Annotated in this window: 16 protein-coding genes and 1 pseudogene; 6 read left to right on the forward strand and 11 right to left on the reverse strand. The window is 64.1% G+C overall.

All coding sequences use genetic code 11. The features are described from left to right. Nucleotides 1-33: 33 nt before the first annotated feature. The 7 genes from O6R08_RS09010 to purL all read right to left on the reverse strand — a co-directional run bounded on the left by O6R08_RS09010 (nucleotide 34) and on the right by purL (nucleotide 9066). Entirely contained in the window at nucleotides 34-990 is a 957-nt protein-coding gene (locus O6R08_RS09010; RefSeq protein ID WP_271417817.1) for an alpha/beta hydrolase, read from the reverse strand. Between the two features lie 15 nt (nucleotides 991-1005). Continuing rightward, on the reverse strand, nucleotides 1006-1209 hold the full coding sequence (locus tag O6R08_RS09015) for a DUF3073 domain-containing protein (RefSeq protein ID WP_271417818.1): 204 nt from the start codon (nucleotides 1207-1209) through the stop codon (nucleotides 1006-1008). 134 nt (nucleotides 1210-1343) lie between these two features. Beyond that, complete coding sequence (purM, locus tag O6R08_RS09020) at nucleotides 1344-2411, reverse strand: phosphoribosylformylglycinamidine cyclo-ligase (RefSeq protein WP_271417819.1); 1068 nt, start codon at nucleotides 2409-2411, stop codon at nucleotides 1344-1346. Continuing rightward, nucleotides 2408-3895 (reverse strand): amidophosphoribosyltransferase, encoded by a 1488-nt coding sequence (gene purF, locus O6R08_RS09025; protein WP_271417820.1) that lies wholly within the window; start codon nucleotides 3893-3895, stop codon nucleotides 2408-2410. Before purF ends, purM begins: the two co-directional genes overlap by 4 nt. A gap of 69 nt (nucleotides 3896-3964) precedes the next feature. Further along, nucleotides 3965-5212 carry an MFS transporter gene (locus tag O6R08_RS09030; RefSeq protein ID WP_271417821.1) on the reverse strand — a complete coding sequence of 416 codons (1248 nt, stop codon included), beginning with the start codon at nucleotides 5210-5212 and terminating at the stop codon, nucleotides 3965-3967. 182 nt (nucleotides 5213-5394) lie between these two features. After that, entirely contained in the window at nucleotides 5395-6738 is a 1344-nt protein-coding gene (locus tag O6R08_RS09035; protein ID WP_271417822.1) for a dipeptidase, read from the reverse strand. Between the two features lie 69 nt (nucleotides 6739-6807). Continuing rightward, nucleotides 6808-9066 carry a phosphoribosylformylglycinamidine synthase subunit PurL gene (purL, locus tag O6R08_RS09040; RefSeq protein WP_271417823.1) on the reverse strand — a complete coding sequence of 753 codons (2259 nt, stop codon included), beginning with the start codon at nucleotides 9064-9066 and terminating at the stop codon, nucleotides 6808-6810. Nucleotides 9067-9206: 140 nt separating this feature from the next. On the opposite strand from purL, the gene O6R08_RS09045 reads away from it, so the two are divergent. Further along, nucleotides 9207-10505 carry an MFS transporter gene (locus O6R08_RS09045; protein ID WP_271419340.1) on the forward strand — a complete coding sequence of 433 codons (1299 nt, stop codon included), beginning with the start codon at nucleotides 9207-9209 and terminating at the stop codon, nucleotides 10503-10505. Nucleotides 10506-10541: 36 nt separating this feature from the next. Here O6R08_RS09045 and pepN read toward each other — a convergent pair whose 3' ends face one another. Beyond that, the gene (gene pepN, locus O6R08_RS09050) at nucleotides 10542-13076 is read right to left on the reverse strand and encodes an aminopeptidase N (protein WP_271419341.1); all 2535 of its coding nucleotides are present in this window, start codon (nucleotides 13074-13076) and stop codon (nucleotides 10542-10544) included. Nucleotides 13077-13312: 236 nt separating this feature from the next. Here pepN and relB point away from each other — a divergent pair, with 236 nt between their 5' ends. The 3 genes from relB to O6R08_RS09065 all read left to right on the forward strand — a co-directional run bounded on the left by relB (nucleotide 13313) and on the right by O6R08_RS09065 (nucleotide 15311). Then, entirely contained in the window at nucleotides 13313-13534 is a 222-nt protein-coding gene (gene relB / locus O6R08_RS09055) for a type II toxin-antitoxin system RelB family antitoxin (protein ID WP_271417824.1), read from the forward strand. A gap of 248 nt (nucleotides 13535-13782) precedes the next feature. After that, entirely contained in the window at nucleotides 13783-14694 is a 912-nt protein-coding gene (locus O6R08_RS09060; RefSeq protein WP_271417825.1) for an MFS transporter, read from the forward strand. Beyond that, on the forward strand, nucleotides 14664-15311 hold the full coding sequence (locus O6R08_RS09065; RefSeq protein WP_271417826.1) for a hypothetical protein: 648 nt from the start codon (nucleotides 14664-14666) through the stop codon (nucleotides 15309-15311). The genes O6R08_RS09060 and O6R08_RS09065 overlap by 31 nt, the downstream gene beginning before the upstream one ends. A gap of 31 nt (nucleotides 15312-15342) precedes the next feature. On the opposite strand, the pseudogene O6R08_RS09070 reads toward O6R08_RS09065, so the two are convergent. Further along, nucleotides 15343-15779, reverse strand: a pseudogene (locus O6R08_RS09070) (hypothetical protein). A 304-nt stretch (nucleotides 15780-16083) separates the two neighbouring features. Here O6R08_RS09070 and O6R08_RS09075 point away from each other — a divergent pair. Next, nucleotides 16084-17436 carry a dihydrolipoyl dehydrogenase family protein gene (locus tag O6R08_RS09075; protein ID WP_271417827.1) on the forward strand — a complete coding sequence of 451 codons (1353 nt, stop codon included), beginning with the start codon at nucleotides 16084-16086 and terminating at the stop codon, nucleotides 17434-17436. A gap of 136 nt (nucleotides 17437-17572) precedes the next feature. Further along, complete coding sequence (locus O6R08_RS09080; protein ID WP_271417828.1) at nucleotides 17573-18526, forward strand: N-acetylglucosamine kinase; 954 nt, start codon at nucleotides 17573-17575, stop codon at nucleotides 18524-18526. Nucleotides 18527-18656: 130 nt separating this feature from the next. Here O6R08_RS09080 and purQ read toward each other — a convergent pair whose 3' ends face one another. Together purQ and O6R08_RS09090 are read right to left on the reverse strand one after the other, a co-directional pair. Then, a complete protein-coding gene (gene purQ, locus O6R08_RS09085) occupies nucleotides 18657-19331 on the reverse strand; it encodes a phosphoribosylformylglycinamidine synthase subunit PurQ (protein WP_271417829.1) in 675 nt (224 codons plus the stop codon). A 2-nt stretch (nucleotides 19332-19333) separates the two neighbouring features. Beyond that, a complete protein-coding gene (locus O6R08_RS09090; RefSeq protein ID WP_271417830.1) occupies nucleotides 19334-20527 on the reverse strand; it encodes a phosphoribosylaminoimidazolesuccinocarboxamide synthase in 1194 nt (397 codons plus the stop codon). Between the last annotated feature and the right edge of the window lie 86 nt (nucleotides 20528-20613).

The following is a 20613-nucleotide window of genomic DNA, read 5'->3' on the forward strand; positions in this document are numbered from 1 at the left end:
TAACGGCGCCCAAGAAAGTCGGGATGTGTGCCGTCAGGCCAGATATGCGCCGACCCAACGCTTCATCTCAGCGAAAACACTGGCTCGCACCGAGGGCGCCGACAGCACCAGGTCGTGCAGTCCACCGCGGACACGGACCAGGGTGAGGTGACGTCCCAGATTGACCGAGGCACGTGCCAACCTGTCGACGTCGAGAACGGTGTCAGCCGACGACATGGACGGCTTCCACGTCGTGGACAGATCGCTGCGATCCGAGATGAGTACCAACACCGGGACGTCGATGTGAAGGCCTTGAGCCACCTTCTGGTGACCGTCGAGGATGGCAGCCAGCCAGCCGGCACGAGTCACGAATGGTGCCCATGCCGGATTCTTCATCTCGGGAATGTCCCATTCCCCACCGAACTCGCGACGGATACTGCGGCCAAAGTTGTCCCGCGACGCAAGGGGCAGCACGGTGGTGGGTTCACCGATGCGAACCGTGCGAGCCAGTGGACCAGCCACGGCCCGGGTGAGGAAGGAGCCCTGCAGATCGATCCACGGGGAGTTGAGAATGATCCCGTCGACACGTCCTGGGTGACGTGAGGCCCACAACGGGACGGTAAGCCCTCCCGTGGAGTGACCCATGATCGTCACCGAGTCGTGGTCAGCGCCCAGCAAGGACACCGCCGCGTCGATCTCCTCGTCGTACTCGGCGAGGTCACGCACCCAGCCCGCCATCTGGCCTGCGACAAGATTTCGTCCGTACCGACGCAGGTCGAGCCCCAGGAAGTCATATCCCCAGCTCTCCACCGCCTCGGCAAGGTGGGCTTGGTAGAAGCAGTCTGACCAGCCGTGGACGTAGAGCATTGCGCGACCATGACGTGGCTGGTGACGACGCACCACGCTGGCAGTCAGGAGTCCGTCGGGGTCTCCGACGGCCTTGGCTGCATGTGGCAGCCCGATCCGGGCATATTCGAACCCGTCGATCAGGGGGTCGTTGAGCCACCTCATGGCCGCACGACTGGCTCAGTCGTCCTCGCCGTAGTGGGCGTACTTCTCGGCAAGATCGGCGTACTCGTCAGACAGGCCGTCCTCGTCATGAGGATCCTCCTGCTGCCGATTGTCGCCTCTTAGCTCTCGCTCCAGTGACTCGAGATCCATGTCCACCGAGCGATACTTCAGATCGCGGGCAACCTTGGTCTGTTTCGCCTTTGCACGGCCGCGCCCCATGTGGGTCGACCCCCTCGCTTCTCAATAGCGGCTTTGCCGCCCAAAATCATCAACTGTCGTGGGGCACAGGCTACCCGAGCGAGGACCCTGGTACCAAAGTGGGCCATCGCACGTGTCACATTCGGGTCGACGATTTAGCTGCGAGGATGGCTCGAAACCAGCACCGCCCCAGGGTCGTCGGGTCCGCCACGACGGGAGACATGACCGCATTGCCATGCGGAAAGACCGCGCTCTGCAAGCAGCGCAATAGCCTCAGAGATGTTCGCCTCTGGCATGACGACGACCATTCCGACACCCATGTTGAGGGTCGCCTCGATGTCAGGCTGCGAGACCTCACCCACCTGCTCGACGAGGGTGAAGATCGGGGCCGGGGTCCAGGTGGACCGGTCGACGGTGGCGACGAGATCGTCAGGAAGGACGCGGGCGAGGTTGTTGGCCAGACCGCCACCGGTGACGTGACTCATGGCGTGGACCTCGACCTGACCGATGAGGGCCAGCAGATCAGCCGCGTAGACGGTGGTGGGCTCCAGCAATTCCTCACCGAGGGTGCGCCCCAACTCGTCGACGTGACGGTCAAGGCCCCAGCCGGCGTCGGCCAACAGGACCTTGCGGACCAGGGAGTACCCGTTGGAGTGCAGTCCCGAGGAGGCAACGGCGAGCAGGGCGTCACCCTCCTGGACTCGCTGCGGGCCAAGGATTGCGTCGTACTCGACGGCCCCCGTGGTGGCTCCTGCGACGTCGTACTCGTCGGGAGCCAGCAAGCCGGGATGCTCGGCCGTCTCGCCACCAAGCAGGGAGCAACCGGCCTTGACGCAGGCGGCAGCAATGCCCTTGACGATGGACGCGATCCGGTCAGGGTCGACGTGCCCGCAGGCAATGTAGTCGGTGACGAACCAGGGTTCCGCCCCCACCACGACGAGATCGTCGACGAGCATGCCGACCAGGTCGAACCCGATGGTGTCGTGGACGTCCATGGCCTGGGCGATGGCGACCTTGGTGCCGACACCGTCAGTGGAGGTGGCCAGCACCGGGTGACGGTACTTCCCCAGTGCGGAGGCGTCGAAGAAACCCGCGAAGCCACCCAGGCCGCCGAGAACCTCAGGTCGGCGGGTGGCGGCCACGTGGGCCTTCATGAGGTCGACGGCACGGTCTCCGGCCTCGATGTCGACCCCGGCACGGGCGTAGGCGGACTCGTTGCTCACTGCTTCTCCTCATCGGGATCGGTATGGGTGGCATCGGCGACGACGTCTCGGGCGGACTCGGGCACCTGCACCGGATAGACGCCGTCGAAGCAGGCCCGGCACAGGTTGTCGGCGTCAACATGGGTGGCTCGGATGAGACCCTCCAAGCTGACGTAGCCCAACGAATCAGCACCGATGGATCGGCAGATGTCCTCGACCTCCAGGCCGGGGGCGATGAGCTCGGCGCGGGTGGCGAAGTCGATGCCGTAGAAGCAGGGCCATTCCACCGGCGGGGAGGAGATACGCACATGCACCTCGGCAGCCCCGGCCTCCCGCAACATTCTCACCAGCTGACGCTGCGTGTTGCCGCGCACGATGGAGTCATCGACGACGACGACGCGGCGTCCCTCGATGACGTCGCGCAGCGGGTTGAGCTTGAGACGGATGCCCAGGTTGCGCAAGGTCTGGGAGGGCTGGATGAAGGTCCGGCCGACGTAGGAGTTCTTGACCAGACCCATGCCGTAAGGGATACCGGACTCGTCGGCGTAACCGATGGCAGCCGGGGTGCCGGATTCGGGCACCGGGATGACGAGATCGGCGTCGACGGGGTGTTCCTGGGCCAGGATCTTGCCGATCTTGACGCGGACGTTGTGGATACGTCGTCCGGCAATGACGGTGTCGGGACGGGCCAGGTAGACGTACTCGAAGATGCAGCCCTTGGGGCGGGCCTGACCGAAGCGACTGGTACGGAGGCCGGCAGCGTCGATGGCGATCATCTCGCCGGGCTCGATCTCGCGGACGAAGGTGGCACCGACGATGTCGATGGCGGCGGTCTCCGAGGCGACCACCCACCCGCTGGAGAGGCGCCCCAACACCAGCGGCCTGATGCCCTGCGGGTCGCGGGCGGCGCACAAGGTGTGGTCGTCCATGAAGACGAGACTGAAGGCCCCCTTGAGGTGGGGCAGCACCTGGGCGGCGACCTCTTCGAGGGTGCCGTCGTAGGTCGTCATGAGGGCAGTGACCAGCGAGGTGTCGTTGCTGGAGTCCATCCGGTCCTTGTGAGGGACTTTCGTGTTCGGCGCGCGCTGGGCTATCAGGGCCTCGAGGGCGTCGGTGTTGGTGAGGTTGCCGTTGTGGGCCAGGGCCAGCCCGCCACCACTCTGACGAGAGCGGAAGGTCGGCTGGGCGTTGTCCCAGACGCTGGCACCCGTCGTCGAGTAGCGGGTGTGCCCGACGGCCATGTGTCCCTGCAAGGAGTTGAGGGTGGCCTCGTCAAAGACCTGGGAGACCAGTCCCATGTCCTTGAAGACCATCATTCGGTCCCCGTCCGACACCGCCATGCCAGCGGATTCCTGGCCTCGGTGTTGCAGGGCATACATGCCGAAATAGGTGAGTTTGGACACCTCCTCACCGGGGGCATAGATCCCGATGACGCCACATGCGTCCTGGGGTCCGTGGTCCTGGGGATCGAGGTCTGCGGTAAGCCTTCCGTCTGAGCGTGGCACCAGGCCACGGTACCGCATCGGGGCCCAAGGTGGCTGCCCAACAGGTTTCAGGAGGCTGGCAGACTGCGCTCAGCCCCTGACCGGGGTCACCTTGCGGGCCACCGAGACGGCCAACAGGCTCGCAGCGACACCGACGCCGAAGGTCACCGCGTAGGCCGGGGTGGCACCTCCCCAGTCAGCAAGACGTCCCGCCAGCGTTGTCCCGAGGGCATAACCAAGGCTGGTCATGGACGCCAAGAGGGTCATGACGGTGCCAATCCGTCCAGCAGAAGCCGTGCGTTCTGCAACGCTGTAGAGGGTGATCATGTACGGGGCTGCAGCCATGCCCAGGATGATGAGGACCGGGACCAGCGGCCCGAGGTGATCGACGGCCAGCAGCGGGGCAGCGAACAGCGCCAGGCCCAGGGCGAAGAGTTTCCACCGTGCCACCAGGTCGAGGCGTCGGGCCATCCTCGGCAGGGCCAGACCGGCGGCCGCACTACCGACCGACAGCAGAGCATGAAGGAGACCCGCCATTCCGGGTTGTCCCGCCTGCGTGGCAAGACTGGTCGTACCGGTCTGGACGGACCCGAAAACCATGCCGATGAAGATCATGCCGACGCAGGTGGCCAGCACACCAGCGGTGAGCAGTGGACCGGGGGCACGACGATCCTGCGAAGTCGACTCCCCCGCGCTACCCTTCCCACCGCCATGCCCTTCGACCAGCTGTGAGGTCGGGTCCAGGGCGAACCAGCTGCCCAACACCAGCAACATGACACCAGCGACGACCAGAGCAGGGACGGGACCAGCAAGCACCGCAAGGAGACCGACCAGGGCAGGCCCGATGGCAAAGGATGCCTCGTCAATGGATCCCTCCCAGGCAAACGAGGTCTCCAGCACCCCCGCCTGGATCGTGGGGTTCTCGGCTGCCATGGCGCGCCAGCGGACCCTCGCCATGGTGCCGATCTGGGGCAGGAAGAATCCCGCCACCCCGCCAATGGCGGCCACGATCGGCCATGCGGCTCCCATTGCGCCGGCCCATCCCTCACCGATCAGGGCGAAACCAGCGACGAGGGACTGCACCAACAGCACCGTGCGCTGACCGTGACGGTCAGTCAGGGCACCAAAAATGGGCGAGCCAACGGCAATGGCCAGGGCGACGATCCCTGCAGCTAGACCACCGGGACCCAGACGTCCTGACACGAGTGGGCTGGAGACAAGTAACAGGGTGCCCAGTTGGCTCATGGCCAAGGGCAGGCGGGCCAGGGCGGAGACGGTGACGAAGGTGCCGCCGGGCAAGGCGAACAAAGTTCGGTAGCTCACAGAGCCAGAGAACATGGGCAGACCTCTCGATGACGCGATCACGGGCTGTCCGCGTCTACCCACCCTTCTGACGCGGGCCCCGGTGATCGTCACTGCGACCGGGGATACTCCCGCCGGACGTCCCGGGCCCTGCCTACCGGCACAGCCGATGGCAGGGCCATTCTACGCGGGAACGCCATCGAGTGAAACCGTGCAGGTCACTGAGCCAGGCCGGCGAGCATGAGAGCCTCGGTGACGATGGCCTTGCGGAAGTCACCCAGGTGCAAGGACTCGTCAATACCATGCATGCGCGAATCCGGGTCGGTGACGGCCGTCACCAGGACGGTGGCCTGCGGGAAGGCGTTCTGCAGGTCGGTCACCAGCGGGATGGCACCGCCAGTGCCCATCTCGACAGGCTCGTGACCCCAGGCCAGCTTGAAGGCCTCGTTGGCGACCTCGGCCTTGTCACCGGTGAAGGGGACGATTCCCGGCTGACCGAGCTGGCCGCGGGTCACCGTGACGTGAGCCCCGAAGTCGGCGTGGGACTCCAGGTGTTTGGCGAGGGCCTCCATCGCCTCCCCGGCGTCCTGACCAGGGGCGACGCGCAGACTGATCTTGGCCCGGGCACTGGCCGGCAGGATGTTGATGGCGTCCTTGACCGGGGTGGCGTCGATGGCGACGACGGTGACCGACGGCTTGGTCCACATCTTCTCGACGGCACGCCCCTGGCCAACCCACTGCACCCCGTCGAGGACACCGGTCTCCTCACGCAAGCGATCCTCCGGGTACTCCAACTCGGGGCCCGCGAACCCCTTGAGCCCCTCGACGGTGACCTCGCCGGTCTCGTCGTGCAGGGTGGCGATGAGGCGGCACAGGGTGGTCAGGGCATCCGGGACGATGCCACCGAACTGTCCGGAGTGCAGCGCGTGGTCGAGGGTGGAGACCTCCACAACGCAGTCGACGACGCCGCGCAAGGTGGTCGTCAGGGACGGCACACCCTGGGTCCAGTTCACCGAGTCGGCGATGACGATGACGTCAGCAGCCAACTCCTCCTTGTGGTTGGCGATGATCGCCTCCATGGACGGGGAGCCGACCTCCTCCTCACCTTCGACGAAGAGGGTGACGCCGACCGGGGGCTTGCCGTCGAAGGCCCGGATGGCAGCCAGATGGGCAGCAACGCCACCCTTGTCGTCAGCAGTGCCACGGCCGAAGAGACGCTCACCCTTGGTGGTGGCGACGAAGGGGTCGGTGTGCCACTCGTCAAGATTGCCGGTGGGCTGAACATCACCGTGGGAGTACAGCAGGACGGTGGGCTTGCCCTCGGGGGCAGGCCAGTGGGCGATGACGGCAGGCAGGCCGTCATTCTCGGTGATGACGGTGACGTCGGCGGCGCCAGCCTCCTTGGCGGCCTGTGCGACGAAATCGGCTCCGGACCTCACGTCGTCAGGCTGCTGTGAACTGATCGACTGCACCGCGACGTGACGAGTCAACTGGGCGACGGCATCGTCGAAACCAGCGTCAACCTTGGCGGACAGATCGTTGAGAACATGAGAAAGATCCATGTTCAAAGTCTACGGCTCCCGGCCCGTCCCACCGTCGAATCGTGACGGCAGGACGGCCACGGTCCGGGGTCACTCCCCCATGGCAGTCGGGATCGGCTTGCGCCAGGTGCGCTCGATCTCGTCGAGGGACAGGGTGAACAGCCCGTTGACCTCGAACTCGTTGTGGTCGATGACCTCACCGATGCGAGCGACCGGCACGCCGTGCTCCTGGCACAACTCCTTGAACTCGCCGTACTCGCTGCCGGACAACGAGACGACGGCGCGGGCCGGGGACTCCGAGAAGAGCATCACCGACGGCTCCCCCTCGGGCAGTGTGACCGACACACCGAGTCCGCTCAGCAGGGAGCTCTCCACGAGGGCCTGGGCCAGACCACCGTCGGACAGGTCGTGGGCACTGGACAGCAGACCGCGCTCGGCAGCCGCCACCATCACCGCAGCGAGGGCCTTCTCGGCTTCCATGTCGGGCATCGGGGGCATACCGCCGAGGTGGCCGGCGTGGATGACATCGTCGTAAACCGACCCGCCGAACTCGCACTTGGTGGTACCGAGCAGCACGACGGCGTCGCCACCATGGGCGAAGGCCGAGGGGATGCGGGTGCGAACGTCGTCAATGACACCGAGGACACCAACCAGCGGGGTGGGCCGGATGGACTCCTCACCGGTGCGGTTGTGCAGGGAGACATTGCCACCGGTGACCGGCACACCGAGCTCGCGGCAGCCGTCAACCAGGCCAAGGACCGTCTCGTCAAACTGCCACATGACGTCGGGGTCGTACGGGGAGCCGTAGTTGAGGCAGTCCGTGACGGCCACCGGGGTCGCGCCGCTGACGGCGACGTTGCGGTAGGCCTCGCACAGGGCAAGCTGAGCGCCCAGGTACGGGTTGAGGGTGGTCTGACGACCATTGGCGTCCAGGGACAGCGCGATGCCGAGGTTGGTGTCCTCGTCGACACGGATCATGCCGGCGTCATGGGGCTGGGCCAACACCGTGTTGCCGCGCACGAAGCGGTCGTACTGGTCGGTGATCCAGGAACGATCACACAGGTGGGGAGAACCAACCAGGGCCAACAGGGCACCAGCCAGGCCCTCTCCCGAGTTGTCACGCGGAAGGTCGTTGGCGTCATCCCGATTGATCTCGTCGATCCACCACGGACGGGCGGAGGGCATGTCAAGCACCGGGCCATCGTGGGCGACCGTGCGCGGATCCACGTCGACGATCCGCTCACCATGCCAGTCAATGTGGAGACGCCCGGTGTCGGTGACCTCGCCGATGACGGTGGCGGCCACTCCCCAGCGCTCGCAGATCTCCATGAACGCGTCGAGGCGGTCGGGACGCACCACGGCGGCCATCCGCTCCTGGGACTCGCTCATGAGGATTTCCTCGGGAGCCAGGCTCGGGTCGCGCAGCGGAACGCGGTCAAGTTCGACGTGCATGCCGCCGTCACCGGCACTGGCCAGCTCCGAGGTGGCGCACGAGATACCGGCTGCACCGAAGTCCTGCAGGGCCTCGACGACGCCAGCATTGAACAGATCAAGGGTGCACTCGATGAGCAACTTCTCCATGAAGGGGTCGCCCACCTGGACGCTGGGCCGCTTGGACTCCCCTTCAGCGGCGAAGGACTCGGAGGCCAGGATCGAGGCTCCACCGATGCCGTCACCACCGGTAGCGGCGCCGAAGAGGATGACGAGATTGCCCACACCGGAGGCCTTGGCGAACTGCAGGTCCTCGTGACGCAGCACGCCGACGCACAGCGCATTGACCAGCGGGTTGCCGTAGTAGGTGGGATCGAAGAGGGTCTGGCCGCCGATCGTCGGCAGGCCGAGGCAGTTTCCGTAGTCGGCGATGCCCGAGACGACACCGGGCAGGACGCGGGCGGTGTCGGGGCGGTCGAGAGGCCCGAAGGCCAGCGCATTCATGACGCCGACCGGGCGAGCACCCATGGCCATGATGTCGCGGACGATGCCACCGACTCCGGTAGCCGCACCCTGGTGGGGCTCGACGTAGGACGGGTGGTTGTGGGACTCGGCCTTGAAGGTGACGGCCAACCCATGGCCGATGTCGACGACGCCGGCGTTGTCACCAATACCTGCCAGCAGCGGGCCGAGCGGCGTGCGCTGGGGCAGGTCGCCAAAGCGTCGCAGGTACTTCTTCGACGACTTGTACGAGCAATGCTCCGACCACATCACCGAGTACATGGCGAGTTCGCCACCGGTGGGGCGGCGTCCCAGGATCTCCCGGATGCGCTGGTACTCGTCGACGGACAGCCCCAATTCGGCCCAGGGCTGTTCGACGTCAGGGGTGCGGACGGCGTTCTCAACTGTGTCTGCCACAGGACAAATCTAGCCGCTGTGTGGCGTCAGCGCCGCCCCGGCCACGTATCTCAATGGACTCAACCCCAATCTTGGGCGAGAAGAGTCTTACCATGAGCCGAGTGAGTACCACCCCATCAAGCCCTCGTCGCCGCAGTGCCATGACGTGGGTGGTGTGGATCACCGCAGTCATCGCATACGGATGTGCTGTCATGCAACGCACCTCCTTGGGCGTCATGGGGCTGACGGCAGCCGACCATTTCAACGCCCCCGCATCCGTCGTCGCCACCTTCATGGTGCTGCAGCTCGCGGTCTACGCCGTCCTGCAAGTCCCGGCTGGGGTGGCCGTCGATCGATGGGGGTCACGAGTTGTCATCACTGCCGGATCAGCCCTGATGGCCCTTGGGCAGGTCTCCATGGCTCTGGCCGGGAGCGTCGGTGGGGCCATGATGGCCCGCATCTTGGTGGGATGTGGAGACGCCTTCATCTTCGGCTCTGCCGTGCGTCTGGTGCCTGCCTGGTTTCCGTCTCGTCAGATCCCGTTGATGACGCAGCTCACCGGTCTGTTGGGCCAGTTCGGACAGGTCGTCTCGGCTGTCGGCCTGGTGAGGATGGTGAACAGCCAGGGCTGGCGTCTGACCTATCTGGTCGCGGCGGCAGTGGCGGTAGCGGCCACCGTGCTGGCTGTTCTTCTCATCCGTGACTTCCCACCCGGAGTCGAGCCGGAGCGTACCGACGCCAACTTCAAGCAACTCCCCCGTCAGGTGGCCGAAGTCGTCAGGCATCCCTCGACGAGGTTGGCCTTCTGGGCGCACATGTCATCCAATTTCGCCGGTATCGTCTTCTCGCTGATGTGGGGAATGCCCTACCTCACCCATGCTGAAGGTCGATCAACGGCGACCGCCTCGACCCTCATGACGGTGTACGTCGTCGCGAACGCCGTCTCCGGTCCTCTGGCAGGCATTCTCACCAGCCGCCACCCGATCCGACGCGGCACTCTCATCGAGGGCATGATCGGTATGTCCGCGCTGGCCTGGTTGGTCGTCCTGGTGTGGCCGGGGCATGCACCGCTGTGGCTGCTCTACGTCCTGGTCATCTGTCTGGGCGTTTCCCTGCCCGGTGGAGGTGTCGGGTTCGACGTGGCGCGAACCTTCCAGCCCGGCAACCGTCTGGCGACCGCAACTGGTGTGGCCATCACGGGCGGTTTCCTCTGCGGTCTGCTGGAAATCGAGATCATTGGCCTACTGCTCGACGTGTTGTGCCCCGGCGGCCACTACACCCTCGGCGGCTTCCGTTGGGCCATGGCAACCCAGCTCGTCTTCTTCGCCATCGGTCTGACTGGCTTGCAGGTCAACCAGCGCCGTCTCTACCGGATCATGATCGACCAGGGCGTGACGGTGCCGACGTGGCGCGAGGCCCTGGCGCGACAGTGGCGGGTCGTCCGGCAGCGTCGCCGCTGAACAACCCGCCACGAGCAGGTGCAACCTGGTTGCTTGTCAGGCGTTGTAGTCACGGGCGGTCTCGGCGCGCGAGGCCGTGTCCCGACTCTCCTTGACCATCCGCATCAGGCCACCGGAAGCCGAAGGATGGCTGACCAGCCAGCGATCAGCAGCCGCGGCGACGTCACCGTCGGGGAAGAGCCCGACAACCAGACGCTGGGCCATCTCGATGGGGAACTCCTGCCAGATTTGTTCGAGGTCGTCGAAGTAGGAGCCGTTGAGGCCGGCAAAGGTCTCGGATCCCAGCGGGGTGCGCAGACCGTCGAGGAGGGCCAGGCAGTGCTCGTTGGACAGCTCGCCAGGGGTGCGCAGGCGACGGTAGGCCTCCTGCTTGGCGGCATCGTCGGGACGAGCGGTCAGGGCAGCCATGTGGTGGGCGACGCCGGTCTTGGTGCGGTCGCGTTCCAGCTCGGCATCCAGGTCCTCGACGCTGGCCTGTCCGAGGGCTGCCAGGGCCATCCAGGCCTGCCACCTCAACTCAGGGTCGACAACCAAACCTGTGACGTTGCCGTCCAGGAGTCCACGAACCCGATCGGCCGAGTCCGGGTCGGCTGCCGACAGGGTGAGCGCGTGGCGGGCCCAGATACGCTGCAGGTCGCTGCCGGGCTCGGACCCGTCGAGTCCCTGCCAGGCGCGGGCGGCCTCGGCCCCACGAGCGGTGTCGCGGGCAGAATCGGGAAGGTAGTTCTCGACTGCCATCCGTGTCTGCTGCAAGACGGTGGTGAGGATGGCCGGCTCGGTCTCCTTGGGGCCATGCTGGGCAGCGGCGTCGAGGTAGTCCTGGACCTTGAGCTTGGCGTCACGCACCGCGTTCCACAGCATCGACCAGACCAGGGCGCGGGCCAGCGGGTTCGACAGGCCGGACAGGTGGGCCAGCGCGGTCGCCGTCCCGGTGTCTCCCAGACGCACCTTGGCGTAGGTGAGGTCGTCGTCGTTGATGAGGACGAGATCCGGGGCGGGCTTACCGACGGCCTCACGCACCGGAGTGCGCGGGGAGGACAAGGTGACATCAATGAGGTCGGTGCGCACCAGATCGTCTCCCTGAAGGGAGTACAGGCCGACGCGCAGGGTGTGGGGGCGGTTGACGTCACGACCCGTGCGCACGTCCAGGGAGTCACGCACCACGGTGAGTTCCTGGACGGTCCCGTCGGTGACGGTGAGCTCGGGCAACAGGACGTCGGGGCCGGCAGTCTTGAGCCAGGCATCGACCCAGGAGGTCAGGTCGCGCCCGCAGGCTTTCTCGAGGTGACGGATGAGGTCGTCGAGGGTGGCCGAGGAGAAGGCCAGTTCGCGGAAGTAGTGGCGTGCCGCGCTGAAGAACTTCTCGACGCCGACGTGGGCGACAAGCTGCTTGAGCACCGACGCTCCCTTGGCGTAGGTGATGCCGTCGAAGTTCTGACGGGCCGCCTCCAGATCGACGATGTCAGCGACGATGGGGTGGGTCGTCGACTGCTGGTCGGCGGTGTAGGCCCAGGCCTTGCGACCCACGGCAAAGTTCGTCCAAGCCTCGCGATACTGTGTGGCGTTGACCGAGGCGTGGGCTCCCATGTACTCGGCGAAGGATTCCTTGAGCCACAGATCATCCCACCACTTGGGGGTCACGAGGTCTCCGAACCACATATGAGCCATCTCGTGGAGGATGGTGTTGGTCCGGGCGGCAAGCTCGGAGCGAGTTGCCGGGCCGCGGTGGATGTAGTTCTCGGTGAAGGTCACCAGGCCCGGATTCTCCATGGCGCCCAGGTTGTACTCGGGCACGAAGATCTGGTCGTACTTGCCCCACGGGTAGGGGTAGCCGAAGGCATCGTGGTAGAAAGCCAGGCCCTGCTTGGTGATCTCGAAGATCGCCTCATCGTCGACATACTCGGCCAAGGAGGCACGAGCGAGGATTCCCAGCGGAATGGATTCTGAGCCGTCACGGGAGTGCCATTCGTCCTCGAATCGCACGTACGGGCCAGCGGCGATGGCGGTGAGGTAGGTCGACATCCGCGGGGTCAGGGCGAAGTCGTGCAGGATGCCGTCTTCCTCCTCCCGGGTGTCCTCATGGACCTGGTTGGAGATGACGCGCCATCCCTGCGGTGCGAGGACGTCGAAGTCGACGTGGGCCTTGAGGTCGGGCTGCTCGAAGACCGTGTACATACGGCGTGAGTCGGCGGCCTCGAAGTGGGTGTAGAGGTAGACGTTGCCGTCAGCCGGGTCAACGAAGCGGTGCAGACCCTGGCCGGTGTGCTGGTACGGCAGCTTGGCGGTCACGACGACGAGGTTCTTGCGGCGGGTGTTCAACCCGTGAAGCTGGATACGTGAGCCGTCGTACTCCGGCTCGACCTCCTCATCGTTGACGATGACCGACTCAATCTCGCCGTCGAGCAAGTCCAAGAAGGTGTCGGGCTCCTTGGTCGAGAATCGCACCCTGGTGCTGGAGGTGAAGTGGGTGGCCCCATCAGCGTCAGCACCACGCACGTCGATGCGGACGTGGTATCTCTCGACCGTGATGATCTCAGAGCGGTGACGGGCTTCCTCGCGGGTCAAATTCATCGAACTCACACCACCAGACTAAGACAGTGACACGAGCCGTGAGCATCCAGAGGCAGTATTCGTCTGGATGGAGCGGTTCTTCGCGTTGAGTGCGGCCTGGCGAGTGGAGGCCTCCTGCGATGAGGAACGTGCACCGCTTTTAGCCGGGCACGTCGACGACTGGGCGCACAGGGCAGACAGCACCCACCCCGCGTAGCACAATGAACTACACAGTTATCAGGGGCAGAGGTGACGTCATGGGTTTTTCGATCCGTTTAACCGACCACGAGCGTCGCGTAGCGGACGCCTACGCCCGCCTGCACTCGCAGTCTCTGAGTGAGGCTTTCAAACAAGCTCTGTTCGACCGCATCGCCGACGAGTTCGATCTACAAGTAGCACGCGACGCACTCACTGACTACGCCAACGACAACTACCAGTCTCACCCCATCAGCGAGCTATGGGACGAATGTGACCTATGACCTGGCAGATCGAAACCACCAGCCGGTTCGATAAAGAATTCAAAAGACGGGGTGGTGCGGTGTTCTCATGCTGCGTGACGAACGACCCACAGAACAGCCGACAACCCGTCAACACCGGCGACTCGACCATGATCGTCAACGCACCCAACACAACGACAAAGAGCCGGTACCATTGCGCCACAGGTCAACTGCGAACACAGATCGATCAGGTCAACCGCACCCCTCTTCTTCATTGTTAGGAGGTAGTATTGAGTACGCGTAAATCTGGCATGTTTATTTCTATAGCTGTCATCACCCTTGAACTGATTGGCGGCATGCAAGTCTATCTCAACCAGTTGATTTTGCCCATCCATGCAAAGGATTTGAACAGCCAAAACCTCTACGGCGTGATTCTCGGAGTTTCATCTGTTGCGACTATGGCTGGACTGCCAATAGGCGCCGCTGCGATCAACCGGATGCGGTTGTCCAAGCTTTTGGTGAGCGCCACTCTCGCACTGGTCTTGGGGGCGCTGACGAGTGCCCTTGCGCCGAACATTGTCGTTTTCATGATCGGGTCAGCCATACGAGGCTTAGCTGGTTCCATTCTCGCGATGACGTCGGTCGGCGCAGTAGCACTCGGATTATCGGGACGGGCACGACAGCTTACACTGGCGTTCGCTTCGGCCAGCTGGGTAATCGCCTCTGTGGTTGGCCCAGCCTATGCCGCTTGGGTCACACATCTGTTGTCGTGGCGGTGGGCGATGCTGCTCTACCTGCCCTTGCTCTTGGTCGCCAGATTTGTCATCGCTTTTAACCTGGAGTCCGAGGACAGCAAGAAGGACACTCCAATTTCATACGAGGCCCTCGCTCTCATCGTCGTCGGCGTAACCGCCACCATACTACCCCTGAAGGGGATAGCTAAGGTTATTTTACTCCTCATTGGCATTGCACTTTTGTGGCGAGTTGCTATTTTGCTGATGCCTGAGCACACCTTCTCTCGGAGAACGCCGCGAAGAGCCGCCTTGGCTGGCATGTTTTTCTTAACTGGGAGCTATTTCTCCGCTAATGAACTCGTCGGTTTGACAGCACACGACATTTACCACGCCAATGCCGAGTCGCTCGGCTATATCCTTACAGGAGGTGGCCTCGCATGGGCTTTGCTCGGGTTTTTTGCGGAATGAAGCCCGCGAAAAGCCTGCGTGTCTACCGGAGGAGATCCATCATCGGCTTGACCTTGTTAATAGCCTCTGCTCTCGCGATCAGCTTGCTGACCTTGGACAAATGGCACCTCTCCCACCCGACATTGTATTTCGTAGCGCTGTGGACAGTTGCCGGCATAGGCATGGGACTGACCTACCTTGACACGCTCAACATCTTCTTCGAAGACCCAGATATTCCCGACGGAATCACCATTGAAGAAATGGCCAGCTCGTCAGTTATTGTTGAATCACTGTCTTCAACGATGTTCATCCCACTGACCTCGTCAATTGTCGCAATGGCATTCACCAACAATCAGCTCACATCCAACATTCCTTACGGAGTGTCTTGGTCCATCGTCCTCGTTTTTGGCGGTCGCCGCCTTATATTATCTCAGGCGCGTACGACCTGCGAATCTCACATAAGATTCCCTGATTTTCCGTCAAGACTGCGTGTGATTTGGTCGTTTTTGGCCCATCCCGATCGACAGCGTAATTGGGGTCTAAACCCGCCCGCTTCGAGTAGAAAGCGGGCGATGTCGACCAGACACCTGGGGACGGCTGCACCTCGAACCGATCGGGTGTCTCGTGTTCACGGTTGACGAGTACGAGCCGGCGGCCAAGAAAGCAGCATCACGGCAACTCAGCCAACGATTCCTCGGGGCAGTCAACCTGCTGGACCGTCACCCCATGGGCCACGTCGTAAACCCGACACGCGACCGAGGATGCCGATTTCCCCCGTCAGGTGGCAGAAGAGAGCCTGACTCCACATGCCTGTATAAGTCGACACGAAACCGGGTCCCCTCACGACTACGCACAACCCACCGGTCGACGACGTTAACATCCGGCGGGTTGGTCTCGTTGAACCATGTCTGCGCGGCGTCCGCACGCTCACCGGGCGAGGGAAGCCCCCACGAGTCCAACTCTTTTCGCAGCGCACGGGGCACGGCAACGTCGGCGCTATTTGCTGCTTGCTCATCCGCCTCAGATTGAATCGTGCTGCAACCCGCCACACCGAAACAGAGCAAGACACACGAAGTCATGACGACCACGAACCGAGGACTCCTCATCGGCTCCTCCTCAGTATCGAGCGAGTCAAAGAACATTACCCCTGCCGATTTCTTAGAAGAACACGCTGACCCGGATTTCCCCGTCCGAGGACGTACATATAATCCGCGTCATTTCTATTACCTGGGAAAACACATCACCGTGGCCATCAGAAAAAGAAGCCGACATTCATACCAGCACGCATCGGCATCCATGCGCGCTACGCGAAAAGCGGCTGACCGGGCCGAGCACCGTGACACGATGGCATTAGTCGGCGATGCGATGGGCCACCGACCACCAATCGCGTACACACCGTAAGGAGTACCAGTGTCGAACACAGAGCTCACGGTCGATGTTCTGGTCATCGGATGGGGCAAAGCCGGTAAGACGATCGCCGGACGCCTCGCCGGGGAGGGCCGCAAAGTCGCCCTCGTCGAAAAGTCACCACAGATGTACGGCGGCACCTGCATCAACATCGCCTGCGTACCCACCAAGGACCTCATCGACTCAGTATCCAAGCGCGATGGTCGTGACCCCATCTCCTACTTCGCCTCGGCGGTCGCCGACCGGGACACCCTCATCGCCAGGCTGAACCACGCCATGCTCGAAGACAAGGTGCTCCTCCTTGACGGGGTGGCCAGCTTCACCGGGCCTCACAGCGTGGCAGTCTCTGGTGGCGACGAGGAAATCGCCGTGCACGCCGAGACGATCATCATCAACACTGGAGCCCACCCAGCGACCCTCCCGATTCCCGGCGCCGATGGCCCCCGAGTCCACGACTCCACCACGATCCAGCACGTCGATCCCCTGCCGTCACGGCTCGTCGTCGTGGGTGGTGGCTTCATTGGGCTCGAGTTTGCCCAGATGTTCGCCCGATTCGGCTCCCACGTCACCCTGCTCGAAGCCGGCGAAACCTTCGCCCCGGCTCTGGACTCCGACGTCGCCGACCGCGTTCGCACCATGCTGGACAGCGAAGGGGTCACCATCGTCACGGATGCGCGCGCCACCTCGTTCCACGACACCGGCGACCACGTTGACGTCGTCACAGGCGGCCAAACCTTCACCGCCGATGCTGTGTTGGTCGCAGCAGGCAGGCTCCCCGCCACTGAGGACCTCCACCTTGAGGCCGCCGGAGTGGCCACTGACGAGCGCGGTTACATCACCGTCGACGACCAGCTACGCACCACTGTCGATGGGGTCTACGCAGTCGGTGACGTCAATGGCGGCCCACAGTTCACCTACGTCTCCCTCGACGACAACCGGGTGCTGTGGGACACCCTTCACGACGGTCCGCGTCGTCGCAACGATCGGGTGGCCGTCCCGACGACGACCTTCCTCGACCCGCCGCTGTCCCAGGTGGGCATGACGATGCGCCAAGCCCGACAGTCCGGTCTCAACGTCCTCGTGGCCACCAAGGACGTCGCCACGATCGCCGCCATGCCGCGCCCCAAGATCGTCGGGCAAACCGAGGGCCTCATCCGAGTTCTCGTCAATGCCGACGACCACACCATCCTGGGGGCGACCCTGTGGTGCATTGATTCGCAGGAACTGGTCAACCTCGTCGGTCTGGCCATGCGGCTGGGAGCCCGCTACGAGACGCTGCGTGACGGCATCTGGACCCACCCGTCGTCAACCGAGGCCTTCAACGAAGTGCTCGGGGCACTCGCAACTCTCGACTGAGACACCGGCGACGTTCACTCCCCCCTGGGCCGTGAACTTCCCTGTTCGCCCCTGTTCGCCGTGTTTCGGTCGGACATCGTGATCATCCCGGGTGCTCTGATGGGCACGCGGCGCCCTGTGCCCATACCCTGATGACATGAGTGATGCCGTGCGCAGTGAGTCCTGTCCCGTCCTCGCCGTGGACGCCGGACAGTCCAGTACCCGTGTCCGCTGCGAGCCGGGCCCATGGGGTCCGGGGTGGATGGTCACCTCATCAGGTGTGCGAACCGCCCTCCCCCTCGCCCCGCAGTTCGCGACCGTCATGGCTGACGTCGTGAAGGCCCACCCGCAGGTCATGGGGTCAGACTGCACCGTGGCCATCGGATCGTCGGGAGCCCGCGATGACGAAGACCCCGCTCCTGTCCTGGAGGCCCTCAAACCCTACGGCGTCGCTCGGGTGCTGCTGGCCCATGACTCCATCACCTCCTACCTCGGCGCCCTGGGCGACCAGCTCGGTGTTGTGACGGCAGCGGGAACCGGGGTCATCACGCTGGCCGTCGGCCACCACAATGTCGCCCGTGTCGACGGCTGGGGTTACGTCATTGGCGATGCTGGGTCAGCGTTCTGGCTGGGCCGTCACGCCCTCGATGCCGTCATGCGCGCCCACGACGGCCGTGGCGAACAGACAATCCTCAGCCAGACCATAGGCGGGGACTTCGACGACATCGAGGCCGCTTACCTGGAACTCCACGCCGATCCCCTCATGGTCTCGCGCATCGCCGCCTACTCCGCCAAGGTCACCGCTGCGGCGGAAGAGGGCGATCACGTCGCCCGCGACATTTGCGTGCGCGCGGCTCATGAGTTAGCCCATTCATCGCTGACCGGGCTGCGTCAGACCCATCTGGGTGACGAGGACAGCCCTGCCGTCGGCCTGTTGGGCGGCGTCATGAGGTCTCCCCTCATCCATGCCGCGATCCTCGAGGAAATCTCGGTGGCCATGCCGGGGGCGCGCATCGTCACGCCTCTCGGGGAGGGACTTGACGGGGCAGCAGCCCTGACCAGCGTCAGCCCCGATTCCCCGCTCGGCCAGCGCATCCACGTCGCGCAGTGACGAGACTGTTCGGCGCAGCACAGTTTTGACGACCCTGCTGTGACGACCTTGCCATGACAACACGACGACGGGGTGACCCATGAGGTCCACCCCGTCGCACCACATGCCCGGAAATCCCGGACACCACGTCTTACAGCTGCGCCGACAAGAACGTCAGCAGGGACCGGAAGAATCCCAGCCCATCGGTGCCAGCACCCGTGAGTTCCTCGACGGAATGCTCCGGGTGTGGCATGAGACCGACAACATTGCCCGACTCATTGGTGATGCCGGCGATGTCGTGAACCGAACCATTTGGGTTGGCGGTATAACGGAACACGACCTGATTGTTGGCTTCCATGGCCGCCAAGGTCTCAGCGTCAGCCACATAATTGCCCTCACCGTGCTTGGCTGCGATGCGAATGCGCTGGCTGGGAGAGAAGGCGCAGGTCCACACGGTGTCGACGCTGGCGACCTGCAGTTGCTGCACCGAGCAGTGGAAACGCCGTTTCTCGTTGCGCATGAGGGTGCCAGGCAACAGGTGGGACTCACAGAGCACCTGGAAACCGTTGCAGATGCCGAGCACAGGAAGACCAGCGTCCACCGCACTGCGGATCGACGACATCACAGGCGAAGCTGCAGCCAAGGCTCCCGCTCGCAGGTAGTCACCGTAGGAAAAACCACCCGGAAGGATGACGGCGTCAACCCCGGCCAGATCCGTCGAGGCGTACCACAACGGGACAGGCTGGGCCCCGGCCAGGCGAACGGCCCTAGCGGCATCCTGGTCGTCAAGGGTGCCGGGGAAGGTGACGACTCCGATACGTGCCATCGTCAGTCCTCCACGCGCACGTCGAAGGACTCGATGACGGTGTTGGCCAACAACTCGGAGGCGACCTGACGAATCTCGTCGAGACGGCCCTCCAAGCCCTCACCGGTAATTTCGAAGCGCTTGCCCTGGCGCACGGTCAGGCCATCATGACCGAGTCGGGCGAGGACCGATGTGATGGCCTTGCCCTGGGGATCAAGGATCTCGGGCTTGGGCATGACATCCACCACTACACGTGACATGGCACCAATCTTATCGGCACTACGGCGATCCGGCTCGTCGGGGACGTCGACTGCGCCAGGAACAGTGCCATCGGCAGCGGTCTCATCGTCGGGCATGTGGCCGCCGGTCAGACGCGCCCACGCCTCCTCGTAGCGGCGGCTGGTGGCCTCGACGACCTCCTCGGGCAAGGCTGGAGGCTCCTCGTCGCTGGTGCGATCCCAACCGGACTCCTGGGCCAGCCAGTCCCGCACGTACTGCTTGTCGAAGGAGTCAGCACCCTTGCCAGGCTGCCAGGTCTGCGCGTCCCAGAAACGCGAGGAGTCAGGGGTGAGGACCTCGTCAGCCAGGACGATGGTGCCGTCGGCACGACGACCGAACTCGAACTTGGTGTCAGCGAGGATGATGCCGCGCTGGCGTGCGATCTCCTCGGCGCGCTGGTAGATCCGCAGCGAAAGGTCATGCAACTGGGCGGCGACCTCAGGGCCGACGAGTTTCACCAGATGCAGGTAGTCGATGTTCTCATCGTGCTCGCCCTGGTCAGCCTTGGCAGCCGGGGTGAAGATGGGCTCCTCGAGTCGGGACCCGTCCTGCAGCCCGTCGGGCAAGCTGATTCCACACACTGCACCAGTGCGCTGGTACTCGGCCCAGCCGGAGCCCGTGAGGTAACCCCGCACCACGCATTCGACGGGGAACATCTCGAGTTCCTCGACGACCATGGCCCGTCCGGCGACCTCTGCGGGGACGTCAAGACTGACGAGATGGTTGTCGACGATGTCGGCGAGTTGGTCGAACCACCACAGCGACATGTTCGTCAGGATGGCTCCCTTCCCGGGAACACCCGGGGTCAGGACGTGATCGTAGGCGCTGATCCGGTCAGTGGCGACCATGAGAAGGCGGCCCGGCTGATCGGGGAGGCGGTAGAGGCGACGGACCTTGCCCTCAGCCAACAACGGGAGATCGAGGTGCGGAGTGACCATGGGGGCATCATGCCACGGTTGTGGGCCTTGATGACGCGCAGCGCCCCAATTCTTGCCCGCAATAGGCGTTACCTATAATGAACCCC

It is taken from the genome of Cutibacterium equinum, from assembly GCF_028021195.1.
GTDB lineage: Bacteria > Actinomycetota > Actinomycetes > Propionibacteriales > Propionibacteriaceae > Cutibacterium > Cutibacterium equinum.